At 71.0% G+C, this 26,976-nt stretch carries 4 protein-coding genes; 3 read left to right on the forward strand and 1 reads right to left on the reverse strand.

Annotated elements, in window-relative coordinates; all coding sequences use genetic code 11:
• Positions 1 to 38: 38 nt before the first annotated feature.
• The 3 genes from C1701_RS25450 (at position 39) to C1701_RS25460 (ending at position 4,815) form a co-directional block, all read left to right on the forward strand.
• On the forward strand, positions 39 to 1,364 hold the full coding sequence (locus C1701_RS25450) for a glycosyltransferase (protein ID WP_016697185.1): 1,326 nt from the start codon (positions 39 to 41) through the stop codon (positions 1,362 to 1,364).
• A 799-nt stretch (positions 1,365 to 2,163) separates the two neighbouring features.
• A complete protein-coding gene (locus C1701_RS25455) occupies positions 2,164 to 3,351 on the forward strand; it encodes a serine hydrolase domain-containing protein (protein WP_103056777.1) in 1,188 nt (395 codons plus the stop codon).
• Positions 3,352 to 3,690: 339 nt separating this feature from the next.
• On the forward strand, positions 3,691 to 4,815 hold the full coding sequence (locus tag C1701_RS25460; RefSeq protein ID WP_016697183.1) for a DUF1648 domain-containing protein: 1,125 nt from the start codon (positions 3,691 to 3,693) through the stop codon (positions 4,813 to 4,815).
• A 106-nt stretch (positions 4,816 to 4,921) separates the two neighbouring features.
• Here C1701_RS25460 and C1701_RS25465 read toward each other — a convergent pair whose 3' ends face one another.
• On the reverse strand, positions 4,922 to 26,878 hold the full coding sequence (locus tag C1701_RS25465; protein ID WP_103056778.1) for a non-ribosomal peptide synthetase: 21,957 nt from the start codon (positions 26,876 to 26,878) through the stop codon (positions 4,922 to 4,924).
• Positions 26,879 to 26,976: the final 98 nt, after the last annotated feature.

Genomic DNA, 26,976 nt, shown 5'->3' on the forward strand with positions numbered 1-26,976 from the left:
GCAGTCGCGCCTCACAGACGGCCAAGGGGATTCAGCAGGTGAAGGCACTTATCTACGCGTTCGGATCGCGGGGCGACATCCAGCCCTACCTGGCGCTGGCGCACGCCCTGACGCGGGCGGGACACGAGGCGGTCCTGTGCGCGAGCGCGAATTGCGAGTCCTACGCGGCGGACTACGGGATCGAGTTCATCCCGCGTGACGACTGGATCGTGAAACTCCAGCTGGAGGACCCGGTGGTCCAGCAGGTGGTGATGACGACCGGTGACGATCTGGCGCAGGTTCCCAAGGACGTGCGCAAGGCAGCGATCCAGAAGCTCAAGCAGGTCCAGGACGAGGTGTTCCCGCGCCTCCTCAAGGACATGTCGGACGGTGCCGCCGCGGCGGGAGACGTGGACGTGGTGATCCACCCGCACAACCCGTTGGATCACGGTCACCAGATCGCGGAGAAACTCGGTGTTCCCTCGGTGATCGCGGCGTTGCACCCCCACTTCGTCCCCTCGGGTGACTACAACAGCCAGTTGCTCAAGCCAGGCCGCACGCGGTCGCCGTGGGTGAACCGCCTCAGCCACCGGCTCGTGCCGTTCTTCCAGCAGAAGAAGAAGGACATCGAAGCCTGGCGGCGGGAGACCCTGGGGCTCCCACCTCGGAAGGGACAGCACAACCGCCTCGTGCGGGCGGATGGGCAACCCGTGACCGTGCTGCACGGCTTCAGCCCGCACGTGATCACTCCGTCGGCCGACTGGCCGGAGACCGTACACAACACCGGGTTCTGGTTCCTCCCCGCGAAGCCCGACTGGTCGCCGCCCGCCGAACTCGTGGACTTCCTGGAGGCCGGGGAGAAGCCGGTGTTCGTCGGCTTCGGGAGCCTGCGGAAGGGCGAACCGGCCGACCGGGGCAAGATCGTGATGGACGCGATCCGCGCCAGCGGTCACCGCGCGATCGTGGGCACGGGATGGGGTGGGTTGGAGATCACCGATCCTCCGGAGAACGTGCTGGTCCTCGACGAGGTGCCCTACGACTGGCTGTTCCCCAGGGTACGAGCCGCGGTGCACGCGGGCGGTACCGGCACCATGAACGCGGCTCTGGTCGCCGGCGTACCCCAGGTCGCCTGCCCGTTCCACCTGGAACAGTTGTACTGGGCCGACCTGGCCCATTCCCACGGCGTGTCGACTCCTCCGATCCGGCAGAGCAAGTTGGACGTTCCCACCCTGGCGGCCGCGATCCGGCAGGCCACGTCGGACGCGTCCCTGGCGGAGAACGCCAGCAGGCTCGCGGAGAAGCTGCGGGGTGAGGACGGGACGGCGACGGCCGTGCGCGTCCTCGAGCAGGTGCACGCGCGCCACCGGGCGGCGTCCGCCCTCTGATCGTCACGCCTGGACCAGCGATGGTCCAGGCGTTTCTCTCTTCTCCGCCCAGCCGGGTCGAGACCGGAGATGGCTCCCCGCTCCGCTGGGTCGAGATGATCCCACCCGCCTGAGGAGACCTCGCGGGCTCACCGCGACGGCGCCGCCCGCGATCGCCGCATCGAACCTCCGCCGCCATCGCACCTCACCGCGTCACCGCCACGGTCGGTGTGGGTCCCGCCTTCTCACGGCCCTCGGGGTGGATGTCGTGGCCACGAGCGCACCGCGACCGGTACTCCTCCTCCCCTCGAGCGGACCCGCCCGCCCTGATGTCCGTCGTGTCCGGGCGGGGCTTCCGGTCCTCGGGCCAGGGCGCCACGCGCTCGCGACGGCGCCTCCGCCGTTCCGGGGGACCCGCACGAGGGTGACCAGGTGAGGAACGGGCGGCGTGCGGTGCCCCCGCCGCTCGCCCGCTCCTGAACCTCCCGGGGGTGGTCCAGCCGCGCGGTTGGGCGTGCCACCACCGGTACTCGCGGTCACGCCCGAGCAGCCTGCGGGCCTCCCCCATCACTCACCCGATCGAAGGGTTTTCCCGGTCAGAACACGGGTCTGTTTCGTCCGAACGAGACAGTTGTGGGCACCGGAAGCATGAGGGCTGGAGGCCACCGCCGCACCCATACCCTCCTCCCCGGCTTGCGACAAGGATGTACTTTGATCTATAACTACTACAACAAACAGCACGGACCGAGCACACGCAACCCAGCTCGCGGATGTGACGAAGCCCGCGTCGACGTCGGCGCGCGAACCCGAGGAGCGGAACATGTCGTCTGCCCGTGTCACCCGAACCACCCGCCTGGACGCCGCGATCCCCCACCCGTCGGTGGCAGCCGACGCCCTCACCCGCCCGGACTGGGCGGGAGTTCCTCCGACGGAAACGCCCCGGTCCTGGGGCGACCGCAACGCCCTCCTGGAGAACGCCGCCGACGACCTGCACCACTCGGGCGTCCCGGCCGTCCTCATCCACCACCGGGTCGGGGACAACACGGTCAAGGCCCGCAACCGGGGGACGGACACCGCTCCCGCGATCCCCTTCAACGCGCGCTTCCGCATCGGCGGGGCCACCCGGGCGTTCGTCGCCGTCGTCGTCCTCCAGTTGGTGGCGGAACGTCGCCTGACCCTCGACGCGCCGGTGGCGCGTTGGTTGCCCGGCGTCCTGGACGGCACAGACCACGCGGCCGACATCACCGTGCGGCACCTGCTCCAGGAGACCAGCGGTCTCGCGGACTTCCGCCAGGACCTCGACCAACTCCACGACGCCGCCCAGTTCGCCGCCCGCCGTTTCCGCTCCTACCGGCCGGAGCAGTTGGTGGATCTCGCCCTGCGGCACGACGCGGAGTGCGCACCGGGAACCAGGTGGCGGTACCGCGACATCAACTACGTCCTGCTGGGGATGCTCGTGCGCAGGGTGACCGGGAACTCCTGGGACGCCGAGGTCCGGCAGCGGATCATCCGGCGACTGGAACTGACCGGGACCGCCGCCCCCGGCGACTTCCCCTTCGTGATGGGCCCGCACACCGAGAGCTACGACCGGTTCCCCGGTGCGGGAAGCCCGGTGAACACCACGCTGTTCAACCCGTCGTGGGCGGACGCGGCTGGCTCGTTGATCAGCACCACCGACGATCTGGGAAGGTTCTTCCGCGCCCTGCTGGGTGGACGACTGCTCGGGCCGGCGGAGCTGGCGGAAATGCTGCGAACCGTCCCGGCCCGCGCCCCGGGAAGCACCGCCGAGGCCCACTACGGCCTGGGGATCTTCTGGCGGCCGATGGCCCAGGGCGGGGGGTGTTGGGGACACGACGGGAACATTCTCGGCTTCCACCACCACACGGCGGTCACGGAGAACGGTGACAGCGAAGTCGTGATCGCGATGAACGGAGTCGGGGAGCACTCGGAGCGGCTCGCCACCCTCCTCGTGGACACCGTTCTCACATCCCCTGCGCCCCGCTGCTGAGCCGAGCGCCATGACCAGGGCGGTTCCACCGGGGTGTTCCCGGCGGACCCCCTCCGAAATGGCGGCTCCCGCTCATGCTCGGGCACGGGACCTCGTCGTGATCGGCAACGGGTGGATATCGCGCTGGTGCGAGAACGGCGATCCGAACACCTCCACCGGCCCGAGGTGGGGAATTCCCGCTGGTACCGCCATCCCGCCCGCCGGATCAGGCACCGGCACATCGCTTCGGCTGACACCAAAACCCGCTCGAGTTCCGCACCGCGACGTTGCCCGTGCGACTCGGCCGACCGTAGCATCGAAAACCTGCCGCGCGATCGAAGCAACAGATAGGCACTCCCCTTGTTCACCAACCTGCTGGAGCAGATCGGCGTCCCGCTCGCGCTGGGTGCGGTCCTGCTTGTGGCTCCCACTCCCATTCTGTCCCGGAAGACGGTGCCCTTCTCCGTTCGAGTCCCACCGGACAGGGTGGACGATCCGGTGATCGTGGAACAACGACGTCTTTACCGAAACCGGCTTTCCGCCGTCGTACTGGTCGTTGTCATCTCCTCGATGGCGCTCGGCCAGGTGGTGGACCCCCGGATCGTGTACGGGCTGACCGGTGTCGCCCTGTTGATGGCGACCGGAGTGGTGTGGCACCAGGCGAGTCGCGCGATCACCACCGCCAAGCGCCGGGATGGCTGGTACGAGGGCCGACGACAGGGCGTGGCGGCGGACACCACACTGCGCACGGACCCGGTCCCCTTCCCGTGGCTCTGGACGTCACCCGCACTGGCTGTCCTTCTCGCGACCACCGTGGTGGGTGTCCTGACGTACCCGACGCTGCCCGACACCTTGGTGATGCCCGCGTCTGGCGGCGTGGACGCGACGACCGAGGTCGGAACCTCGGCCCTGACGGCCTTCGCCCTGGTGCTCCTCCAGGCGGCGCAGACGGGCCTCGTGCTGGGGTTGACCGCCGGGATCCTGCGCTCACGCGGTGACATCGACCCCGCACAGCCGGACACCAGTGCTCGGCGATACCGGCGTTACCTCACCCAGACCAGTCGGGGTCTCGTCCTGGTGCTCGCCGCGCTGAACCTCGTCCTGGGCGGGCTCTCGTGGGTGATGTGGACCGGCAGGCACGACCAGACCACCGTCGTACTGCTCGTCACGGTGGCACCGGCCCTCCTCGCGGTCGCCGTCGTGGGTTTCCTGCTGGTCCGGGTCGGACCGGCCGGCAGCAGGGTTGCCGTCCCCGACCAGCCGGAGGAGGACAGCGGCCTGGTGCAACGGGACGACGACCGCTTCTGGCGAGGGGACATGATGTACTCCAACCGCGAGGACCCGGCGATCCTGGTACCCAGGAGGATGGGTTTCGGCTGGACGTTCAACCTCGCCAACCCGATCACCCGCATCCTGTTCGGCACGGCCATCCTCGGCACGCTCGTCCTGATGGCCTTCGGGGTGATCACGCCCGAGTGGAGGTGACCTCCCCTCCGCGCGAGGTCCACGGCGTCCCCCGTGACCCCTGCCGGGGGCGGCTCCCCATCACGCGGAGCAGCCCCCGGCCACGCGCCGAGGAGCCAGCAGGGGCTCAGCCCTCGCGCCGTTCGGTGGCGCAGGTCTCGACGAGGGACAGCAACCAGCCGTTCATCTCCTCCGCCAACGAGCGGATGGTCTCCGTGCGGTGCAGTTCACCGGAGTAGCCCCAGGTGAACACCAGCCTTCCCTCCTCGACGGCACCCACCACGTCGATCAGGTGAGCCCGCTGCTCGTCCGGGTGGTGGTCGTCCCCGGGGCACTCGATCCGTTGCCGCAGCAGATTGGACGCCGGCTTCCCCTGCCCCTCCACGGCGAACTGCCCGTGGTAGTTGAAGCTGATCCTCGGGCTGTCGTGGGTGGGCAACGTGCCCGGTGACCCGGTGAGGTGGCGCAGGGCACCGTAGCCGACCCCTCGGTCGGGTACCGCGCGGAGTTGGGACTTCACCGCCCGGAGGGTCGCCGACCATCCCTCGTCCTCCGGGAGGCGGAGGGCGACCGGGTGGATCGAGGTGAACCAGCCGACCGTGCGGGAGAGATCGACGTCCTCGAACAGCTCCTCCCGCCCGTGGCTCTCCAGGTTCACCGCCACGCGGTCCCGGCCCGTCCAGCCGCGCAATGTCCGGGCCAGCCCCGCCAACAGCACATCGTTGATCTGGGTGCGGTAGCGACCCGGGACCCGCTGCAACAGCACCGCGGTGTCCCGCTCCGACAGCGACACCGACAGCATCCGCATGGAGCCGGCCGTGTTGTTCCCGCCGGGGTCGTCGACGGGAAGGTCGAGGCAAACCCCGGGGCCGGTCGCTGCCGTCCAGTAGTCCCGCTGGTCGTCGAACCCGCCCCGCCTGGTGTGGTCCGACAGCCGGGCGGCCCACTGCTGGAAGGACGTCGTCTTCGGCCCCAGGTCCACGGGCTTCCCGGCGACCGCCGCGTCGTAGGCTGCGACGAGGTCACCCAGCAGGATGCGCCAGGAGACCCCGTCGACCACCAGGTGGTGCGCGACGACCGCCAGTCGCGCACCGGCATCGTGGTGCACCACCACGACCCGGAACAGCGGCCCGGAGTCCAGGTCGAGAGTGGACTTCGCCGTCGCGACCCGCTCCCGCCACACCTGGTCGAAGTCCTCCCCGACCCCGGGCCGGACGGCCAGCAGCACCTGCTCGACATCCACCTCGGGCAGCACCCGCAGCTGGTGACCGCCGTTCCCGTCCCGCACGGCGACCATGCGCAGCCCGTCGTGCTGGGACAGCAGGGCGCACACCGCGGTGCGCAGCACCGCTAGGTCCACGTCGCCGTCGAGGTCGTAGGCCATCGACATCGTGAAGTGTTCCGGGGACACCGGGTGCCTCTCGAAGAACCAGTCGATCACCGGCGTGGTGTCCACGGGACCGGACACCACGGCCTGGTCCGCGTGGACCCTCAGCGAACCGGGTTCGGGAAGCGCGCTGGCGAGCGCTGCCACCGTCTGGTGCAGGAACATGTCCTTCGAGGACAGCTCCAGGCCGGCCCGCCGAGCCCGGGACACCACCTGGATGCTCAGGATGGAGTCACCCCCCAGCGCGAAGAAGTTGTCCTCCACCCCGACCCGGTCGACACCGAGCACCTCCGACCAGATCTGGCAGAGCGTCCGCTCGGTCTCACCGCTGGGGGCCCGGAAATCCTCGCCGCCCTGGAACTCCGGTGCGGGCAGTGCGGCCCGGTCCGGTTTCCCGTTGGGAGTCAGGGGAAGCGCGTCCAGGACCACCACGGCCGCGGGCACCAGGTACTCGGGCAGTTCGGCGCGGACCGCGTCGCGCAACTCGGCCCCCAGCGTCTCGGTACCGGTTCCCCCGGTCGCTGACGGGACCGCGTAACCCACCAGCCTGCGGACCCCCGGGGTGTCCTCCCGGACCACCACCGCCGCCACGGCCACGGCTGGATGCCGGGCGAGCACCGCTTCCACCTCGCCCGGCTCGATCCGGAAGCCCCTCAGCTTCACCTGGTCGTCGGCTCGGCCGAGGAACTCCAGTTGGCCGTCACGCCTCCAGCGGGCCCGATCGCCAGTTCGGTAGAGGCGACCACCCCGAGCATCGAACGGGTCGGCCACGAACCGGCCCGCCGTCAGGCCAGGACGATCGACGTAGCCCCTGGCCACGCCCGTGCCCGCCGTGTACAGCTCGCCGGGGACACCCGGGGGGACCGGCCGCATCCACCGATCCAGCACGTACACGCGGGTCCCCGCGACAGGTGTGCCGATCGGCAACGGTCTGCCGTCCGACGCCGCGGCGACGTCCACGTCGGCCGTGGTGCTGAACACCGTGTTCTCCGTGGGGCCGTAGGCGTGCAGCAGTCGCAGACCCGGGAACCGGCGAAGCACCCGCAGGCAGTGGTCAGGAGAGACCACGTCGCCGCCCGTGGAGACCTGCCGCAGTCCGGCGAGGATGGACAGGTCGCCGTCGACGACCTCGTGGAACAGGCCGGTGGTCAGCCACAGCGCGGTCACCCCGCGCGCCGCGACGTACTCGCCGAGCTCGGGAAGGGACAGCGGCCCCGGCGGCGGGACCGCCAGCGCAGCCCCGTTGAGCAACGCCCCCCACACCTCCAGGGTCGCCGCGTCGAACGACAGCGGAGCGACCTGGGACACCACGTCCCCGGGCCCGACCGGAAGGTGCTCCGGACGCCAGCACACACGGGCCACCGCCTCATGCGTGGCGAGCGCCCCCTTGGGCCGGCCCGTCGACCCGGAGGTGTAGATCACGTACGCGGCGCGGGACGAGCTGATCGGGGGGACCGACGGCGGTTCGGAGGGTCGCCCCCGCACGGACGCCGCCGTCGCCGGGTCGTCGAGAACGGTCGCCGAAACCCCACCCGGCACCCGGTCCCGGAGGTCGGCTGTCGTGAGCACGAGTGCGGCGCCGCTGTCGGACACCAGGAACTCCACGCGGGATGGCGGGTAGGTCGGGTCCACCGGGACGTAGTAGCCGCCGGCGCGCAGAACGGCGAGCATCGCCACCACGGCGAGCGGTCCACGGGGAAGCAGCACCGCCACCGGGGTCTCCGCCGCCACCCCCCGGTCCACCAGCGCGTGGGCCAACTGGTTCGCACGTGCGTCCAGCTCTCCGTAGGACCAGGCCACTCCCTCCCCGACGACCGCGAGCGCCGAGGGGTCCGACGCGACGGACGCCGCGAACAGGTCGACCAACGACCCCGACGGCAGGGAACGGGTGGTCTGGTTCCACCGGTCGAGGACCCGGACCAGGTCCTCGCGATCCCCGGAGTCGACGCCGACCAGCGGAACATCCGGCGTGTCCGTCACGGCCTCGGCCAGGCGCACCCAGTCCCTCGCCCAACCCCGCACCGTCTCCCCGTCGAACAGGTCGGTGCTGTGCTCGAGGGCGGCGACCAGCCCGGACGGGGTCTCGACGAACTCGAGGGTGATGTCGAACTGGGCGGCAGTCCTGGGCAGCGGGTGGTCCTCGACCACGAGGTCCGGGAGGTCGAGATCGGACAGGGGAGCGTTCTGGAGCACCACCATCGCCTGGACCAGCGGCGTCCGGCTGGTGTCCCGTTCCGGTGCCAGCTCGTCGATCAACCGGCTGAAGGGTACGTCCTGGTGGGCGAAGGCCCCCAGCACGGTCTCCCGCACCTCGGCGAGGAACTCCGTGAAGGACAGCCGTTCCCGAACACGGGTCCTCAGCACGACGGTGTTGACGAAGAACCCGACGAGGCCCTCCAGCTCCGCCCGGTCCCGGCCCGAGGTGGCGGTGCCGACGGCGATGTCGGTCTGTCCGCTGTGCCTGGAGAACACCAGGGCGGTGATCGCGGTCAGGCTCATGAACAGGGTCGCGTCGTCCCGGACCGAGCGGAGCTTGTCGGTGAGCGCGGCCGGCACGGAGAAGGTGTGGACCGCACCCGATGTGGTCCGCACCGCCGGGCGGGGACGATCGGTGGGCAGGTCGAGCGGGGAGATGTCCGCGAGCCGCTCCCGCCAGTAGGCCAGCTGCCCGGCGAGCGAGTCGCGGGAGAGCCGGTCCCGTTGCCACTGGGCGAAGTCGCCGTACTGGATCGGGAGCACGGGCAGCTCGTCCTCGGTCCCCTGGTGGACCGCACGGTAGGAGGCGGCGAGCTCCCGCAGGAACACCCCCATCGACCAGCCGTCGGTGACGATGTGGTGCATGGCCAGGACCAGCACCCACTCCCGGCTTCCGACCCGCAGCGCGGTGGGCCGCAGCAGGGGCCCGCTGGCGAGGTCGAACGGCGCGGTGGCCAGCTCGCGGACGGCCTTGTCGACCACGTCCGGGGAGGCGCCGCACAGGTCGACCTCGTCGAGGACCACCTCTCGGGCCGGGCCGACGACCTGCGTCCCCTCGCCGTCCTGGGTGACGAACGTGGTCCGCAGGATCTCGTGGCGCTCCACCAGCCTGGTGAGCGCGGCGCGCAAGGCCGACAGGTCGAGTTCGCCGAGGAGGCGCAGACCGATGCCGGTGTTGTGCTCCACGGACCCCGGAGCGAACTCGTCGAGGAACCACAACCGCTGCTGGGCCGGCGACAACGGCAGCGGACCGGAGCGGTCGACCCGTTCGATGCGTTCCTCCACCGGTTCCTCGGCAGGCTGCTCCAAGATCCGTGCCAGGCCGCGCACGGTCGGGTGGTCGAACATCGCACGGGGCGACAGCCTGAGGTTGAGCGCGTCCTGGATGCGGGAGACCGCGCGCAGGGTGGAGATGGAATCGCCACCGAGGGCGAAGAAGTTGTCGGTGGCACCCACCTCCTCGAGCCCGAGGACCTCCGACCAGATCCCGCAGAGGACACGTTCGACCTCAGTCGTCGGAGCGACCGAGCCCGTCGCCTCCGAGAAGGTCGGCGCGGGCAGCGCACCCCGGTCCACCTTCCCGGTCGGGAGCAGTGGGAGTTCGTCGAGCACGACGACCGCCGAGGGAACCAAGTGGTCGGGCAACCGCTCCGCGAGGTACCCGCGCAGGCCCGGCCCTGAGGGGCACGCCGCCGCGGAGGGCACGGCGTACCCAACGAGCTGTCGGTGGCCGGGCTGGTCCTCGCGCACCACCACCGACGCGGCCGACACGTCGGGGTGGCCGGCCAACGCGTGTTCGACCTCGCCGGGTTCGATGCGGAAACCGCGCAACTTCACCTGGTTGTCAGCCCGCCCCACGAACTCGAGCCGGCCGTCGGCTCGCCACCGCACGATGTCGCCGGTTCGGTAGAGCCGAGTGCCGGACGTGCCGAAGGGGTTGGCCACGAAGCGGTCGGCGGTCAGGGCCGGCCTGTTCAGGTAGCCACGCGCGACCCCGTCGCCCGAGACGTACAGCTCGGCGGGAACGCCAACGGGAGCCAGCCGCAGCGCGGAGTCCAGCAGGTAGACGCGCGTGTTCGGGGTTGGTGCCCCCATGTCCGGGACGCCGTCCGGCTCGTGCGGCAGGAGTCCTATGCTCGCCGACACCGTCGTCTCCGTGGGGCCGTAGCAGTTCACGAAGGACACGCCGGCGGCCTGCCACCGGCGCACGAGGTCAGCGCCGACCGCCTCGCCGCCCGTCGCGACGACCCGCAGCGCACCGGCACCATCAGGATCCACGGTCGCCAGCGCCGTAACGGGAATCATCGCGTGAGTGATGGACCGGTCCCCCAGGAGCGTGGTCAGCTCGGCGCCCAGCGGCGGGTTTGGCGGGGCCAGCACCAGGGCGGCCCCGGAGGTCAGGGTCATCAGCAGGTCAGCGACGGACACGTCAAAGCTGGGAGCGACGAACTGAAGGACTCGGGACGTGCCGTCCAGGCGCAGGGTCTCCACATGCGCGGCCGCCAAGCTCGCCAGCCCCTGGTGGGTGACGACGACGCCCTTGGGCTGGCCGGTGGAACCGGAGGTGTAGGTCACGTACGCCGAGGTCCGGAACGACAAGGGCGTCTCCGGAACGGTGTTCGGTACCTCGGTGCCGGGCTCGGACCGGATCGCGTCGACGGTCACCACGCGATCGGCCACCGCCGACGGCACGTCCAGGTCGGGGGACGTCCCGGTGATCACGAGGCGTGGTGCGCTGTCCGTGAGGAGGAAGTCGATCCGTTCCCGAGGCTGGGTGGGGTCGACGGGCACGAACGCGCCTCCGGCGTGCCACACCGCCAGCGATGCGAGCACCAGGTCCACCGACCGGGGAAGCAGGAGCGCCACCCGACACTCGGGTCCGACGCCGCGGGCCCGGAGGTGGTGCGCCAGTCGACGGGAACGGCTGTCGAGTTCCGCGTACGTGAGGGTGAGGTCTCCGTCGTGCACGGCGGTCGCTTCCGGGGTTCGCCTGGCCTGCTCGGAGATCATCGCCACGACCGGGAGCCCGGTCAGCGCGGGTCGGTCCGTTCCGCTCCACTCCGCGAGCCGTCGACGGTCCACCTCGGAGTGGACGTCCAGCTCGGACACCCGCCCCTCTGGAGTGGCCGTGAGGTTGGTGAGCGCCCGGACGAGCCGCTCGGCCAGCCGTCGCGCGGTGGCAGCCCGGAAGAGCGCGGAGTCGTACGCGAGAAGGAGCTGGACGTCATCCGGTTTCGCCGAGGCGACCAGGGTGAGGGGGTAGTTCGTCGTCTCGACGGTGCTGACCTGGTCGATGCTCAGCCCGTGCCGCGACGCGGTCCGCTCGTCCAGCGGGTAGTTCTCGAAAATGATCAGACTGTCGAACAGCGACACCCCCGCCGGCACCTCGGTGGGGATCTCGGTCAACGCCACGTGGTCATGCGCCCGCGCCTCGGCCTGCCCGGCCTGCACCGACCGCACCCACGACCCCACCGACCGGTCCTCGTCCACGCGGATGCGCACCGGCAGCGTGTTGATGAACAACCCGAGGATGTCCTCCGCCCCGGGCAGGTCCGCCGGCCGACCCGACACCGTCGCCCCGAACACGACCTCCGAGGTGCCCGCGTGCCGGGACAGCAGCAGGGCCCACGCGGCCTGCACCACCGCGTTCACCGTGACCTGGTGGGAACGGGCGAAGGACAGCACCCGCTCCGATTCCCGGGGTGTCAGTTCCACCGGAATCCGGGCCACCGACTGGGATCGGTGCGCCCGCTCGGGTGCCCGGTCGTAGGGCAGGGGGGTGGGCTCGTCGAACCCAGCCAGTGTCCGACGCCAGAAGTCCAGCGACTCGCCCCGGTCCCGGGCCACCAGCCACTCCACGTAGTCCCGGTAGGGCCGGCGCGGCCGGCCGGTGGGAGCGCCCGGCGTCGCGTCCGGTGCGGCCCCGGGGGTTCCCTGGGTGCCTGGGGTGGCCGCGGATCCGCTGCCCGCCAGGTCGTGCGCCGTACGGTCCGCGTGCAGCCGGCTGTGCTCCGCGAACACGTCTGCCAGGAACTGGAACATGCTCCATCCGTCGAGGAGCAGGTGGTGGAAAGTCCACACCACCCGCACCCGACCCGCACCCTCCCGAGCCAGGAACAACCGCATCAACGGAGCCACCCCCACATCCAGGCCCCGCTCCCGGTCCACCACCAGGAACTCCGCCAACACCTCCGCCCGCCGCTCCTCAGCCAACCCCGACCAATCCACCACCGTCACCGGCACCCGCACCACCCGATGCACCACCTGCACCGGCTCAGCCACCCCCTCCCACACCACCGACACCCGCAACGCATCCGACCCCGCCACCACCCGCTGCCATGCCCGACCCAACACCTCCGGATCAGCCACCCCCTCCACCACACAACTGAACTGCTCCACATACGCCCCCGACCCCGGATCCGCCACCGCGTGGAACACCATCCCCGCCTGCAACGGCGTCAACGGATACACATCCGCCACCCCACCACCACGCCCAACACCCGCGACCACCTCAGAGGTCTCCACGGTATCGAGCAGGTGATCCACCCCCGCCTGGTCCAACGCCACCAACGGGAAGTCCGACGGACTGGCACCCCCCACCCCCGGCCGCCGGCAGTGCCCCACGAACTCCCGCAACCCCTCCACCACCGCCCGGGCCAACCCCACCACCGTGGCCCGCTCGAACACCCCCGTGGAATACCACCAACTGAACCGCAACCGGCCCTGCACCACCCCACCCACCACATCCAGCAGATACGCCCGTTCCTCACCCGGGGCGTGCTCCCGACCCCCCACCTCCACCGGAACCCCGAACAAGGAACCACCGTCCTGATCGGTATCGAGGTGGAACACCCCGTGGTAGTTCACGCTCACCCCCGGCACCGGCTGCCCCACCAGCTCCGCCGCCCCACCGGTGTACCGCAACGCCTGATAACCCACGCCCCGGTCCGGGACCGCCCGCAACGCCTCCTTCACACCCAACACCGTGGCTGCCCAGCCCTGCCCGGTCTCCTGGAGCACCACCGGGTAGACCGAGGTGAACCAGCCCACCGTCCGGGACAGGTCCACCCCCTCGAACAACTCCTCCCGACCATGCCCCTCCAGGGCCACCGCTACCCGGTCCCGACCCGCCCACCGGGTCAGTACCCGACCCACCACGGCCAGCAGCACGTCGTTGACCTGGGTCCGGTACACCGCGGGGACCTCCGAGAGCACCGCCCGGGTGGTCTCGGTGTCCAGTTCCACCTCGACCCGGTCCTGGTGTTCCACGGTGTTGGGACCCCCGGGGTGGTCCACCGGGATCTCCACCACACCCGGGTCCGACAGCAGGGTGGTCCAGTAGTCGAGTTGGTCGGTGAACCCCCCGGACCGAGTGTGTTCGGCCAGCCGGGCCGTCCACTGGCCCATCGAGGAGGTCCGTTCCCCCAGGTCCACCGGGTTCCCGGTGCGGGCCTGGTGGTAGGCGGTGTCGAGGTCGGAGAGCAGGACCCGCCAGGACACCCCGTCCACCACCGCGTGATGCGCTACCAGCGCTACCCGCCAGCCCCGCGGGGTCCGGGCCAGTACGACCCGCAGCAGTGGGCCGGTGGCCAGGTCCATTCCCGACTGGGCGGTGGTCACCGTGTCCTGCCATGCCTGTTCGGGATCGGTCACCCCGACGGTGTTCACGACCTCGAGGACGGAGGCGGCCTCGAGGTCGGGGAGGATCCGCGGGGCCCAGGCCCCCTGGGGGTCCCGGTCGATCACCAGGCGCAGCGCGTCGTGCTGGGTCAACACCGCGGTCACCGCTGTCTGGAACGCGGCCAGGTCCAGGCTCTCGGGCAGGTCGAACGCGGTCGACATCGCGAAGTGGTGCGGGGCCACCGGGTGGGTTTGCAGGAACCAGGACAGCACCGGGGTTGGTTCCACCGGGCCCGACACCGGACCCCGCGGCACCGGTGTGGTGTCCTCCTCGGGTGCCAGGTCCAGGCCGGCCGCGAGGTCGGTGATGGTCTGGCGTTGGAACATGTCCCGGGTGGAGAGGGTGGACAGGCCGGCGCGACGGGCCCTGGAGACGACCTGGATGCTCAGGATCGAGTCGCCACCCAGCTCGAAGAAGTTGTCGGTCACCCCGACCCGGTCCAACCGCAGTACCTCAGCCCACACCTCGCACAGCACCTGCTCCACCTCGGTGCGGGGTGCCACGTAGCCCTGGGAGGGCTGGAACTCCGGGGCTGGTAACGCCGCCCGGTCGACCTTGCCGTTACCCGTCAGGGGCAAGGCCTCGAGCACCACCACCGCCGCCGGCACCAGGTACTCCGGCAGGAACCGGCGCAGAGCGTCCCGCAACACCTCCGGAGCGGGCACGGCCCCGTCCTCCGGCACCACGTAACCCACCAGGCGCCGCGCTCCCGGGGTGTCCTCCCGGACCACCACCACCGCCCGCGCCACACCCGGCTGCCCCACCAACGCGGCCTCGACCTCACCCGGCTCGATGCGGAACCCCCGCACCTTCACCTGATCGTCGGACCGCCCCACGAACTCGAGGACCCCGTCCGGCAACCACCGGACCAAGTCGCCGGTCCGGTACGCGCGTGTCCCTTCGGGCCCGAAGGGGTCCGCGACGAACCGGGAGCTGGTCAGTGCGGCCCGACCGGAATAGCCCCGGGCCACCCCGGCTCCCCCCAGGTAGAGCTCTCCCACCGCGCCCACCGGAACGGGACGAAGAGCGTTGTCCAGCACCACCACTCGGACCCCGTCCATACCGGTGCCCAGGGGGACCCTGCCTTCGGAGACCTCGGCCCCGGGCTCGCCGCAGACGGCGAACGTCGTCGTCTCGGTCGGGCCGTACACGTGCACGAAGCGGGTCTCCGGGCAAACCTGGCGCACCCGGGACCAGACGGAGGGGACGGCGGCTTCGCCACCGGTCCACACCTGTCCCAGCCCGGCCCACACCGCCGGGTCCTGGGTGGACAGCAGGGTGAACAGGGCGGTGGTGACGAAGACCGCTGACACGCCGTGGTCCTCGACCATTCGCCGCAGCAGCGCGGCGTCGAGGTCGTCGGGCGGTGCGGCCACAACGCTGCCGCCACCCAACAGCGGAACCCAGATCTCGTACACGGCGGCGTCGAAGGAGTGCGGGGAATGGAACAACACCCGCTCGTGCGCGGGATCCCACCACCGGTGGTCCGCCGCCAGGGTGAGGATGTCGGCGTGGGTGACCACCACGCCCTTCGGCGTCCCGGTGGAACCCGAGGTGTACATGACGTAGGCCGCGGCGGCCGCTGGCACGGAGACCTGGTGAGGACCGCCATCGCCGGTGACGTCCACCGGATCGGTGTCGACCAGCGCGAGTTCGGCCGGCAGCCGATCGTGGTGGGACGGCTCGGCCACCGCGTGCCGGACGCCGAGGTCCGCGCACATCCAGGCCACCCGCTCCGGAGGAGTCGCGGGGTGCACGGGCACGAAGGCCGCTCCGGCGCGTAGGACTCCGAGCCACACCGCGACCACAGCCGGTCCCCTGTCGACCGCGACGAGGACCGGTGTCTCCGGCCCTGCTCCGGTCCGGGCCAGGGCGGCCGCGACTCTCCCGGACCACTCCCAGATCCGGGCGTAGCTGTGGTCACCGCTGTCGTCCCGCACGGCCAGCGCGTCAGGATGGCGCTCGACGCGAGCCGCGAACCTGTCCACCACCGACCCGACGACCTCCTCGGTGGTGGTCTGCTTCGGTGGCAGGAGCAGCCGCCGGTCCGCCGCGTCGAGCAGGTCGACGCGGCGCAGCGGCGCGGCGGGGTCCGCCGTGACCTGGTCGGCCACTCTCAGCCACAGCCGACCCAGTCGGGCGACGGTCGTCTCGTCGAACAGGTTCGCGTCGTACTCCACGGAGACGACCAGTCCCCCGTCGTGCTCGACGAAGCTGAGGGTCAGGTCGAACGGGCTGGCCTCCCTGATGACGGGCACCTCGTCGACGCGCAGGCCCGGTAGCTCGAATGGCTCGGCCGGAGCGTTCTGCAGTGCGATCACCACGCGGACGACCGAGGTGTCGTCCGCAGCCCGGTCGAAACCGAGTTCGTCGACGAGCCGGCCGAAGGGCACCTCCTGGTGGGCGAACGCCCCCAGCACCGTCTCCCGCACCTCGGCCAGGAACTCGACGAACGACCGCCGCTCATCGATCCGCGACCGCAGCACCAGGGTGTTGACGAAGAACCCCACCAGGTCCTCCACCTCGGCCCGGTCCCGACCCGAGGTCACCGTCCCCACCGCCACGTCATCCTGACCGGCGTACCGCCCGAACAACACCTGCGACACCGCCGTCAACGCCATGAACAGGCTCGCGCCGTTGCGGCGCCCGTGCGTCCGCAACGCGTCGGTGAGCGCGGCCGGTACCTCGAAGGTGTGCAGTGAACCGGCGGAGGTGTCAGCGGCGCCGCGCGGCCGGTCCGTCGGTAGTTCCAACGGGGTCATGCCAGCGAGTTGGGAACGCCAGTAGGTGATCTGCGGTTCGAGCACTGAGCTCGTCAGCGCCTCGCGCTGCCAGCGGGCGAAGTCGGCGTACTGGATCCGGGGTGCCGGCAGCACGACCGCCCTCCCCTCGACACCGGCCGTGTAGGCGGCGGCGAGTTCCCGGGTGATGACGCCCATGGACCAGCCGTCCGTGACGATGTGGTGCAGGGAGAGCACGAGCAGGTGGCTGTCCGCTGCCTCCCTGATCAGGAGAGCTCGCACCAGCGGACCCGTCGCCAGGTCGAACGGCGCCGTGCCCTCCTGCCGGAGCAGTCGGGCGACCTCACCGGTCCGGTCGTCCGTGGTCGCGCCCGAGACGTCGACGAAGCGACGCGGCAACGTCATCTCCGTGGCGGGGAGCTGGACCCCGTGTCCGTCCACCGCGTGGAAGGTGGTGCGCAGCGACTCGTGACGCTCCACGACGAGGTCGAAGGCACCCCACAGCGCCTCCGAGTCCAGTGAGCCGGTGAGGCGGAGTGCTCCGGTGACCGTGTACTCGGCTCCTCCTGGCGACAGCTGGTCCAGGAACCACAGCCGTTCCTGGGCGAAGGAGAGCGGCAGGGGCTCGGAACGGTCGGCCGGCGCGATGGCGTCGGCTACCGGGAGCTGGGGCAGGTGTCCGTCAACAGCTCGGGCCAGTTCCGCGACGGTGGGGCCGTCGAACAGCACGCGCGGTGACAGGTCGGCCCCCAAACGAGATCGCACGCGGCTGAGGACTCGGAGACTGGAGATCGAGTCACCGCCGAGGTCGAAGAAGTCGTCGGTCACGCCGATCTCGCCGGTGTCGAGGATGTCGCTCCAGATCTCGCACAGCACGCGCTCGACTTCGGTGCTGGGGGCGACCCGGGTCCGGTCGTCCTCCTGGGTCGGGCGGGGAAGGGCCGCGCGGTCGAGCTTGCCGTTCCCGGTGATGGGTAGGGCGTCGAGGGGGACGAGGGCGGAGGGCACCATGTGCTCCGGCAGCGAACCGCGCAGCTGGTCGCGGAGCTCGGCGGACGTGGGGCAGACACCGGTGGTGGGGACGAAGTAGGCGACAAGGCGAGGGTGCCCGGGGGTGTCCTCCCGGACGACCACCACCGCCTGCGCCACTCCCGGGTGCTCTCCCAACCGGGCGGCGACCTCCCCCGGCTCGATCCGGAACCCCCGCACCTTCACCTGCTCATCCGCCCGACCCACGTACGACAGGCGCCCCTGACCATCCACCCGGGCCAAGTCCCCAGTCCGGTACATCCGCCGGCCATCCCCAGCGAACGGATCGGCCACGAACCGCGACGCCGTCAACCCCGCACGACCCGCATACCCCTGCGCCACCCCCGCACCCGCCACGTACATCTCCCCCACCACCCCCGGAGGAACCGGACGCAACCCACCGGCACGGTCCAGCACGTACACCCGCCACCCCGGCACCGCGTGCCCGATCACCCCAGCCGACCCCTCGACCAGATCGACCTCCGCACCGTTCTCCCCCTTCCCGGTCGGGTTGAGGGGGTGCGCGGTGACATGCACCGTGGTCTCGGTGATCCCGTACATGTTCACCAACACCGGTGTGTCCGGGTGCCGGGCCAACCACGGCCGCACCCGGGACACCTCCAACGCCTCCCCACCAAAGACCACCCACCGCAGGCACAACTCCCGCCCCAACCCGGGGTTCTCCGCCTCGGCCCGCACGAACTGCTCGAACGCCGAGGGTGTCTGGTTGAGCACCGTCACCCGCTGGGCCACCACCAGCTCCAGGAACTCCCCCGGACTGCGGGACACCTCCCAGGGCACCACCACCAACCGGCCCCCGAACGCCAACGCGCCCCACATCTCCCACACCGAGAAGTCGAAGGCCACCGAGTGGAACAACGTCCACACGTCCCCGGCGTCGAAGCCGTACCGGTCCTGGGTCCCGGTCAGCAGTGACACCACGCCGCGGTGCGGTACCGCCACGCCCTTCGGCCGTCCGGTCGACCCGGACGTGTAGATCACGTAGGCCACCGCCTCGGCGGGCACCACCACCTCCGGTCGCCCGGGTTCGTACCCCGAGAAGTCCGTGCGGTCCAGTTCCACCACCGGCACCCCGGACACCGCCCCCGGGAGAGCACCAGCGGTCTCCGAGACGGTCACCACCGTGGAGGCCCCGCTGTCGGTCAGGGTGTAGGCGATCCGCTCCGCCGGGTAGTTCGGGTCCACCGGCACGTACGCCGCCCCGGCCGCGAGCACACCCAGCACCCCTACCACCAGGTCGGTGGTGCGGGGCAGCAGCAACGCCACCCGCGCTCCCGGGGTCACGCCCCTGGCCCGCAGGTGCGCCGCCAGGCGGTAGGCCCGCCCGGCCAGTTCCCCGTAGGTCACCGTCGTGTCCTGGAAGGACACCGCCACCGCCTCGGGACGCTCCCGGACCTGACGATCGAACAACTCCACCAACGAGCCGCCGGGAACCTCCCGCGCCGCCCGATCGACGTCCGACTCCCAAGCCTGGCTCAGCCGGTTCCGCTCCTCGTCACTGATCAGGGGGATGTCGCGGAGGGGGCGGTCAGCGGCCCCGACCACCCGCTCGGCCAACTCCCCCCACCACCGCCCGAACCGCTCCACCGTGCCCGCATCGAACAACGCCGTCCCGTACTCCACCGTCCCCACCAGACCACCACCCGCCTCCACCGAACGCTCCCGGAAATGCACCGCCAGATCGAACTGCGCCGCCTGCCGGGGCACCACCCGATCCGACACCACCACCCCCGGCACCCCCGCATCCCACTCCCCCACCGCGTTCTGCAACACCACCACCACCTGCACCACCGGCGTCCGCGAGGCATCCCGCACCGGAGCCACCGCCTCGATCACCCGATCGAACGGCACCCAGTCCCACGCGAACGCCTCCACCACCCCATCCCGCACCCCCGCCAGGAACTCCACGAACGATTCCCGCTCATCCACCCGCGACCGCAACGCCACGGTGTTCACGAAGAACCCGACCAGATCCGCCACCTCGGCCCGGTCCCGACCCGAGGTCACCGTGCCCACCACCACATCGTCCTGCCCCGACCACCGGGACAACACCACCTGCGTCACCGCCGTCAACACCATGAACACCGTCGCCGAACACTCCCGGCCCACCGCCCGCAACCCCGCCACCACCGGCTCGGGCACCACGAACTCGGTCACCGCCCCAGCGGTGTCCCGCACCGGCGGCCGGGGACGGTCGGTGGGCAACTCCACCGGCGCCACCCCCGCCAACCGCTCCCGCCAGTAGTCCACCCCGGCCTCCACCCGAACCGGGCTCAACCACTCCCGCTGCCACAACACCCAGTCCGGGTACTGCACCGGCAACACCGGCAACACCGGCTCCTCACCAGCGAGCAGGGCCGTGTAGGCGGTCAGGACCTCCCGGACCAGCACCCCCATCGACCAGGCATCCCCGATGATGTGGTGCATCGAGACCATCAACACGTGCTCGTCGGGACCGGTATGGACCAACAGGACCCGCCACAACGGCCCGGTGGTCAACTCCCACGGGGCGCTGGTCTCGGCCCGCAGCACCTGGTCGACCTCCCCACCGGTGGCGGTGACCTCCCGCACGCCCACCGGCAGGTGGGGGTGGATCCGGGTCTGCCCGGCGCCGTCGCCGGGTTCGAGGGTGCCCCGCAGCACCTCATGCCGCTGGCTGACCACACCGAACGCGGCACGCAGGACGCTGGTGTCGAGGGGGCCTCGCAGGTGCAGACCGGTGGCCAGGACGTACTCGACGCTGTCGGGGGTGAACCCGGCCACGAACCACAGGCGCTGCTGGGCCGGGGACAAGGGCACCACCGCCTCGGAGTCGGCACGGGGCAGCAGTGGGGGTTGGGCTACCTCCCCGAGACCGGCCACGACCTCGGCCAACCCGGCCACGGTGGGGTGCTCGAACACCGCCCGCACCGGCAACTCCACCGACAACACCGACCGCACCCGACTGGTCAGACGGGTCGCCAACAACGAATGCCCACCCAGGGCGAAGAAGTCTTGCCCCCGTCCCACCTCCAGCACGCCGAGCACCTCGGTGAAGACCTCGGCCAGGGCCCGTTCCACAGCACCGCGAGGAGGTTCGCCCTCCCCTTCCCCGGTGAACTCCGGTGCCGGTAACGCCCGCCGGTCCACCTTGCCGTTCCCGGTCACCGGCAACGACTCCACCACCACCACAACCGAGGGCACCATGTACTCCGGCAACACCCGCCCCACCGACGCACGCACCCCCACCACGTCCACCTCCGCCCCACCAGCGGGCACCACATAAGCCACCAACCGGTCCACACCACCCCCGTCAGCCCGCACCACCACCACCGCCGAGGCCACCCCCGCGACCCCGGCCAGCACCGCCTCGATCTCCGCCGGCTCGATCCGATGCCCCCGCACCTTCACCTGGTCATCAGCCCGGCCCACGAACTCCAACACACCCGACCGGGACCACCGCACCACGTCCCCGGTCCGGTACACCCGCCCACCCACCAGCGAGAACGGATCGGCCACGAACCGGGACGCGGTCAACCCCGCACGCCCCGCATATCCCCGAGCCACCCCGGCACCAGCGATGTAGAGCTCCCCGGGCACCCCCGGCGGTACCGGGCGCAACCCGGCGTCCAGGACATACACCCGGGTGCCGCCCACCGGTGTGCCGATCACCACCGGCCCGGCACCGTCCACCACCGCGGTGGTGGACCACACCGTGGTCTCGGTCGGCCCGTACAGGTTGAGCACCCCAGCCGGGCCGGCGACCCCGGTCATCGTGGCCGCCACCTCGACGGGCAGGGCCTCGCCCCCCACGAGCATCCGCACCCCGGACAGGGCGGTACCGGTCTCGGCCAGCACCGACCGCCACCAGGTCGGGGTGGCCTGCAGCAGGGTGATCCCGTGGTCGGTGACCAGGCGGGTGACCGCGGCGGGGTCGGTGACCTCCTCCCGGGTGGCCAGGACCACCCGGGCGCCGTGCAGCAGGGGGAGGAACAGTTCCAGGCCGGCGATGTCGAAGGAGATCGTGGTCACCGCCAACCACCGGTCGGACGGGGTGATCCCGACCCGGGTGGTCATGGTGGTCAGGAAGGTGACCAGGTTGCCGTGGGAGACGACCACGCCTTTGGGGCGGCCGGTGGACCCGGAGGTGTAGAGCACGTACAACGCCTGCTCGGGGCAGGTGAACACCACCGGAGCCGGGTCGCAGCGTTCGATGACCTCCTGGATCGCCGGGTCGTCCACGCACACCGCGGGAACCGAATCGGGAACGTGGCGTGCCAGGCCCTGCTCGGTGATGGTCAGGGCAGCTCCGCTGTCGGTCAGCACGTAGGCGATGCGCTCGGTCGGGTGTTCGGGGTCGACCGGGACGTACACGCCACCGGCACGCGCCACCGCTATCAACGCCACCACCAGCTCCACCGACCGGGACAGGCAGATCCCGACCCGGGACTCCACACCCACACCCCGTGCCGCCAGGTACCCGGCCAACCGCGCTGACCGTTCCTCCAGCTCCGCGTAGGTCACCGCGCCCTCGGTGTCGACCACCGCCACCGCTTCCGGTGTCCGTGCCGCCTGCGCGGAGACCAACCCGGCCACCGACACCGGGGGCACCGCCAGCTCGGTGTCGTTCCACCCCCGCACCACCAACTCCCGCTCCGGAGAATCCAGCAGCTCAACGGAGCGGAGTGGACGCTCGGGGTGGCTCGCCATCCGCTGGGCCAGCACCAGCCAGTGCCGAACCAGCCGTTCGACCGTCTCGGGCTGGAAGAGGTCGGTGCTGTACTCGACGGCGCCCTGGAGACCGCTGTCCGCCTCCTGGAAGTACAGCGTCAGGTCGAACTGGGCGGTGTCCCGGGGCAGGGGGTAGTCGCCTACCTCGAGGCCGGGAAGCCGCGCGGGTTCGGCGGGCGTGTTCTGGAGGATGAGCATGGCCTGCACCAGCGGGGTGCGGCTGGTGTCCCGCGCCGGGGACAGCTCGTCGATCAGGCGGCTGAACGGAACGTCCTGGTTCTCCAGAGCCCCCAGAACTGTTTCCCGGACGTCCTCGAGGTACTGGGCGACCGACGCCGTCGGCTCGATCCGGGTGCGGAGGACGAGGGTGTTCACGAAGAACCCGACCAGGTCCTCCACCTGCGCGCTCTGCTCCCGCCCCGACACCGCCGTGCCCAGCACGACATCGTCCTGACCGCTGTACCGGGACAACAACAGCTGCGTCACCGCCGTCAACGCCATGAACAGCGTGGCGTTCGTCTCCCGACCGGTGTCACGCAGCCGAGCGGCCAGGCCAGCGGGAACGGTGAAGGTGCGGGTCGCGCCGGCTCCCGTTCGCACGGGGGGTCGTGGGTGGTCGGTGGGCAACTCCAACACCGGAACACCAGCCAACCGCTCCCGCCAGTACCCCACCTGCCCCGCCAACACCTCACCCGAGAACAACTCCCGCTGCCACACCGCGAAATCCGCATACCCCACCGGCAACTCCGACCACGACCCCGCGCCACCCGCGACCGCCGCCGCGTACCCCTCCCCGAACTCCCGCACCACCACACCCATCGACCACCCATCCGTCACCAGGTGGTGCATCACCCACACCAGCACATGCGACTCCGGTGACTCCCGCACCACCACCACCCGCACCACCGGACCCGACCGCAGATCGAACGGTTGCCCCACCACATCCGCGACCACCCGATCCCGCTCCGCCCCCGGATCCACCGCACCCGAGACATCCACCCACCCCACCACGACCGGCGCCTCCTCCACCGGCACCACCCGCTGCACTCCCTGCCCGTCCACGGTGTCGAACACCGACCGCAACACCCCGTGCCGGGTCACCACCCCGGCCACCGCCGCCCGCACCGCCCCCAGATCCACCGGCCCGACCAACCGCAACCCGAACCCGGTGTGGTACTCCACCCCGGTCGGGTCGAACTCGTGCAGGAACCACAACCGCTGCTGGGCCGAGGACAACGGCACCCACTGCCCCTCCCGCACCACGGGGGTGATCGGCGGGAGCCGCCGCTGCCGGGCCCGTACCACCCGCACGGCCAGACCAGCCACTGTCGGGGCGGTGAACACCTCCCGCACCGAGACCACCACGCCCAGCACCGCCCGGATCCGGGCGACCAGGCGGGTAGCGATCAGCGAGTGCCCACCCAGGGTGAAGAAGTCGTCGTGGACCCCGACCCGGTCCAGTCCCAGCACCTCCTGCCACACCTGGCACAACCGGGCCTCGACCACCGACCGGGGACCCACATACCCCACCCCCGACTCCCACACCGGTTCGGGCAACCCCGCCCGATCCACCTTCCCCGACGCCGTCACCGGCCACACCGGCACCACCATCACCACCGAAGGCACCATGTACTCCGGTACCCGACCCCCGACGAACTCCCGCACCCCGGCACCGGTGACCGCACCGGTCACATACCCCACGATCCGATCCGTCCCCGTGGTATCGGTGTGCACCACCACCACCGCCTGCTCCACCCCGGGGCAGGACCGCAACACCGCCTCGATCTCCCCCAACTCGATCCGGAAACCCCGCAGCACCACCTGCGCGTCCGACCGCCCCAGGTGCTCCACCCGCCCCCACCGGTCCCACCGGGCCACGTCCCCGGTCCGGTACAACCGGTCCCCTGCCCGGGAGAACGGATCGGCCACGAACCGGTGCGCGGTCACCCCCGGCCGGTCGATATAGCCCCGGGCCAGACCAGCACCGGCCACGTACACCTCACCAGGGACCCCCACCGGCACCGGACGCAGACCGGCATCGAGGATGTGGACCCGGGTCCCGCTGATCGGGGTACCCACCAGCACCGGAAGCCCGGTGACCTCCTGGGCCAGGCTGTCCGCGGCCACCTCGGACGCCCCGTAGAGGTTGAGCAACCGGGCACCGGGCAGCAGGGCAGCGAAACGAGTGGCCACGGTAGCGGGCAGGGGTTCCCCGCTGGAGACCCAACAGGACACCGACGCGACGGCTTCCGGGTCAGCGGCGATGACGTCCAGCACCACCGCGAGCAGGCTGGGCACCATCGTGACCCGTTCCACCCGGTGGGCCCGGACCAACCCGACCAACCCGACCGGGTCCTTCATCTCGGTCTCATCGGCCAGCACGACCTGACCACCCTCGAGCAGGGTGCCCAGGATCTCGGTGGCCGAGTCCAGGAATGACACCGATCCCCGCGCGAGCACGGGCACACCCCGCTGCTCGGGGTAGGCCTGTGTGAACCAGGCCCACCGGGTCATCAACCCCCGGTGGGTACCGATCACGCCCTTGGGACGGCCGGTGGACCCGGACGTGTAGATCACGTAGGCAGCCCGGTCGGGTGTCACCGGAGCCGTGACCTCGACCAGCGACCGGACCGCCTGGCCCGGCTCCACGACCTCCCCAGCACGGCCCTGATCCACGGTCCACACCGCGGCCCCGGCCGGGACCAGGTGCTCATGCTCGGTATCGGTGACCACCAGCACGGCCCTGCTGTCGGTGACCATGAACCCGACCCGCTCGACCGGGTACGCCGGATCCACCGGCACGCACACCCCACCCGCGGCCGGTACCGCCACCAACGCCGCCACCAGGTCCAGGGTGCGGGGCAGCATCACCACCACCCGGGACTCGGCAGTCACCCCCCGGGCCCGCAACCCCGCCACCAGGCCCGCCACCCGCACCGCCAACGCGGCGTAGGAGACATCCACCCCGCCGGCGGTGACCGCCAACGCGTCCGGGGTGCGCTCGGCCTGCCGGGCGAACCCCGCCCCGATCGAGGCCTCGGGCACCGTGACCGGGTCGGTCCGGTTGAACCCGACCAGCACCCGTTCCCGTTCGGCCCCGACCACCAGGTCCAGCTCGCCAAGACGACGGTCAGGAGTGGTCACGACCTGCCGGGCCAGCACGATCCAGTGCTCGACCATCCGCTGGATGGTCTCGGGGTCGAACAGGTCGGTGTTGAACTCCACCGCGCCGGAGAGGCCGCCTTCCGTCTCCGCGAACTCGAAGGTGAGTTCCATCGGCGAGACGTCCCGAGGGAGGTCCCGTTCCCGGAACTCCACGCCGCCGGAGCTGACCAGGGCGTCCCGCTGGTTCGCGTTCTGCAGGACGAGCATGGCCTGTACGAGGGGAGTGCGGCTCTGGTCCCGGTCGGGTGCGAGTTCCTCGACCAGGCGCTCGAAAGGAACACGGCGGTGGTCGAATGCGTCGAGAACGGTTTTCCGGACCTCGTCCAGGAATTGCGTGAAGGACCGGGTGTCCCTGATTCGCGACCGCAGGACGAGCGTGTTGACGAAAAACCCGACGAGTTCGGTGACGTCCTTGTCACGACCCGAGTCGACGGTCCCGAGAGCGACGTCGTTCTGGCCCGCGTACCTCGCGAGGAGAAGCTGGGTCACTGCGGTGAGGGTCATGAAGAGGTTCGCGCCAACCGGCTCACCGACCCGGGCGAGTTCCGCCGTGAGCTCGGGCGGGACTTCGAACACGTGGGCGGAGCCATTGGTGGTCCGGTCGGCGGGACGCGGCCGGTCCGTGGGCAGTTCGAGCGGGACGCAGCCGTCCAACTGCCCTCGCCAGTAGTCGAGGTGCTTCTGGATGGCCGGTGACGTCAACTGCTGGCGTTGCCAGGCGGCGTAGTCGGCGTACTGCACCGGCAACTCCGGCAGCTCCACCTCCTCACCCCGCACCGCCGCCCCGTAGCACGCCCCCAACTCCCGCACCAACACCCCACTGGACCACCCGTCGGTCACGATGTGGTGCATCACCACCGCCACCACATGCGACTCCGGCGACTCCCGCACCACCACCACCCGCACCAACGGCCCCTGCCGCAGATCGAAGGGCCGCCGCATCTCCGCCCGCAACACCCGGTCCACCGCCGGGTCCACGTCCTCAGCCCGGTCGCTGAGGTCCACCACCGCCACCGGAACCTCCACCGGCGGCCCCACCCGCTGCACACCCTCACCCTCGACGGTGTCGAACGTGGTCCGCAGCACCTCGTGCCGGGCCACCACCGCCGTCACCGCCACCCGCAACGCCGCCAGGTCCAACACACCACGGACCCGCAACGCCAACCCGGAGTTGTACTCCACCCCACCAGGCGAGTACTGGTCGAGGAACCACAACCGCTGCTGCGCGAAGGACAACGGCAACCGGCCGTCCCTGGGCACCCGGGGAACCCGGTTGCGGGAGGCACCCCGCCCGGCCAACCGGCCGCGCAGTCGTTCCCGGACGTGCTCCGGCAGGGAACGAATGCGGTCCTCGCGTGACGACGGCGTGTCCATGCGGTCCCCCCAGTAATCACAGCCTGCTACCGCGGGGCGCGTATGTTTCCGCGCCCCGCGGTTGTCCTGGCAACTGCCGATTCGAGCCTACGCACAGC

This window comes from Actinoalloteichus sp. AHMU CJ021, assembly GCF_002895405.1.
Lineage (GTDB): Bacteria > Actinomycetota > Actinomycetes > Mycobacteriales > Pseudonocardiaceae > Actinoalloteichus_B > Actinoalloteichus_B caeruleus.

What these genes read in the sequence shown, in the direction of transcription:
- C1701_RS25455 (WP_103056777.1), top strand. Translation starts at nt 2,164, where the DNA reads ATGTCGTCTGCCCGTGTCACCCGAACCACCCGCCTGGACGCCGCGATC.
- C1701_RS25465 (WP_103056778.1), bottom strand. Translation starts at nt 26,878, where the DNA reads ATGGACACGCCGTCGTCACGCGAGGACCGCATTCGTTCCCTGCCGGAG.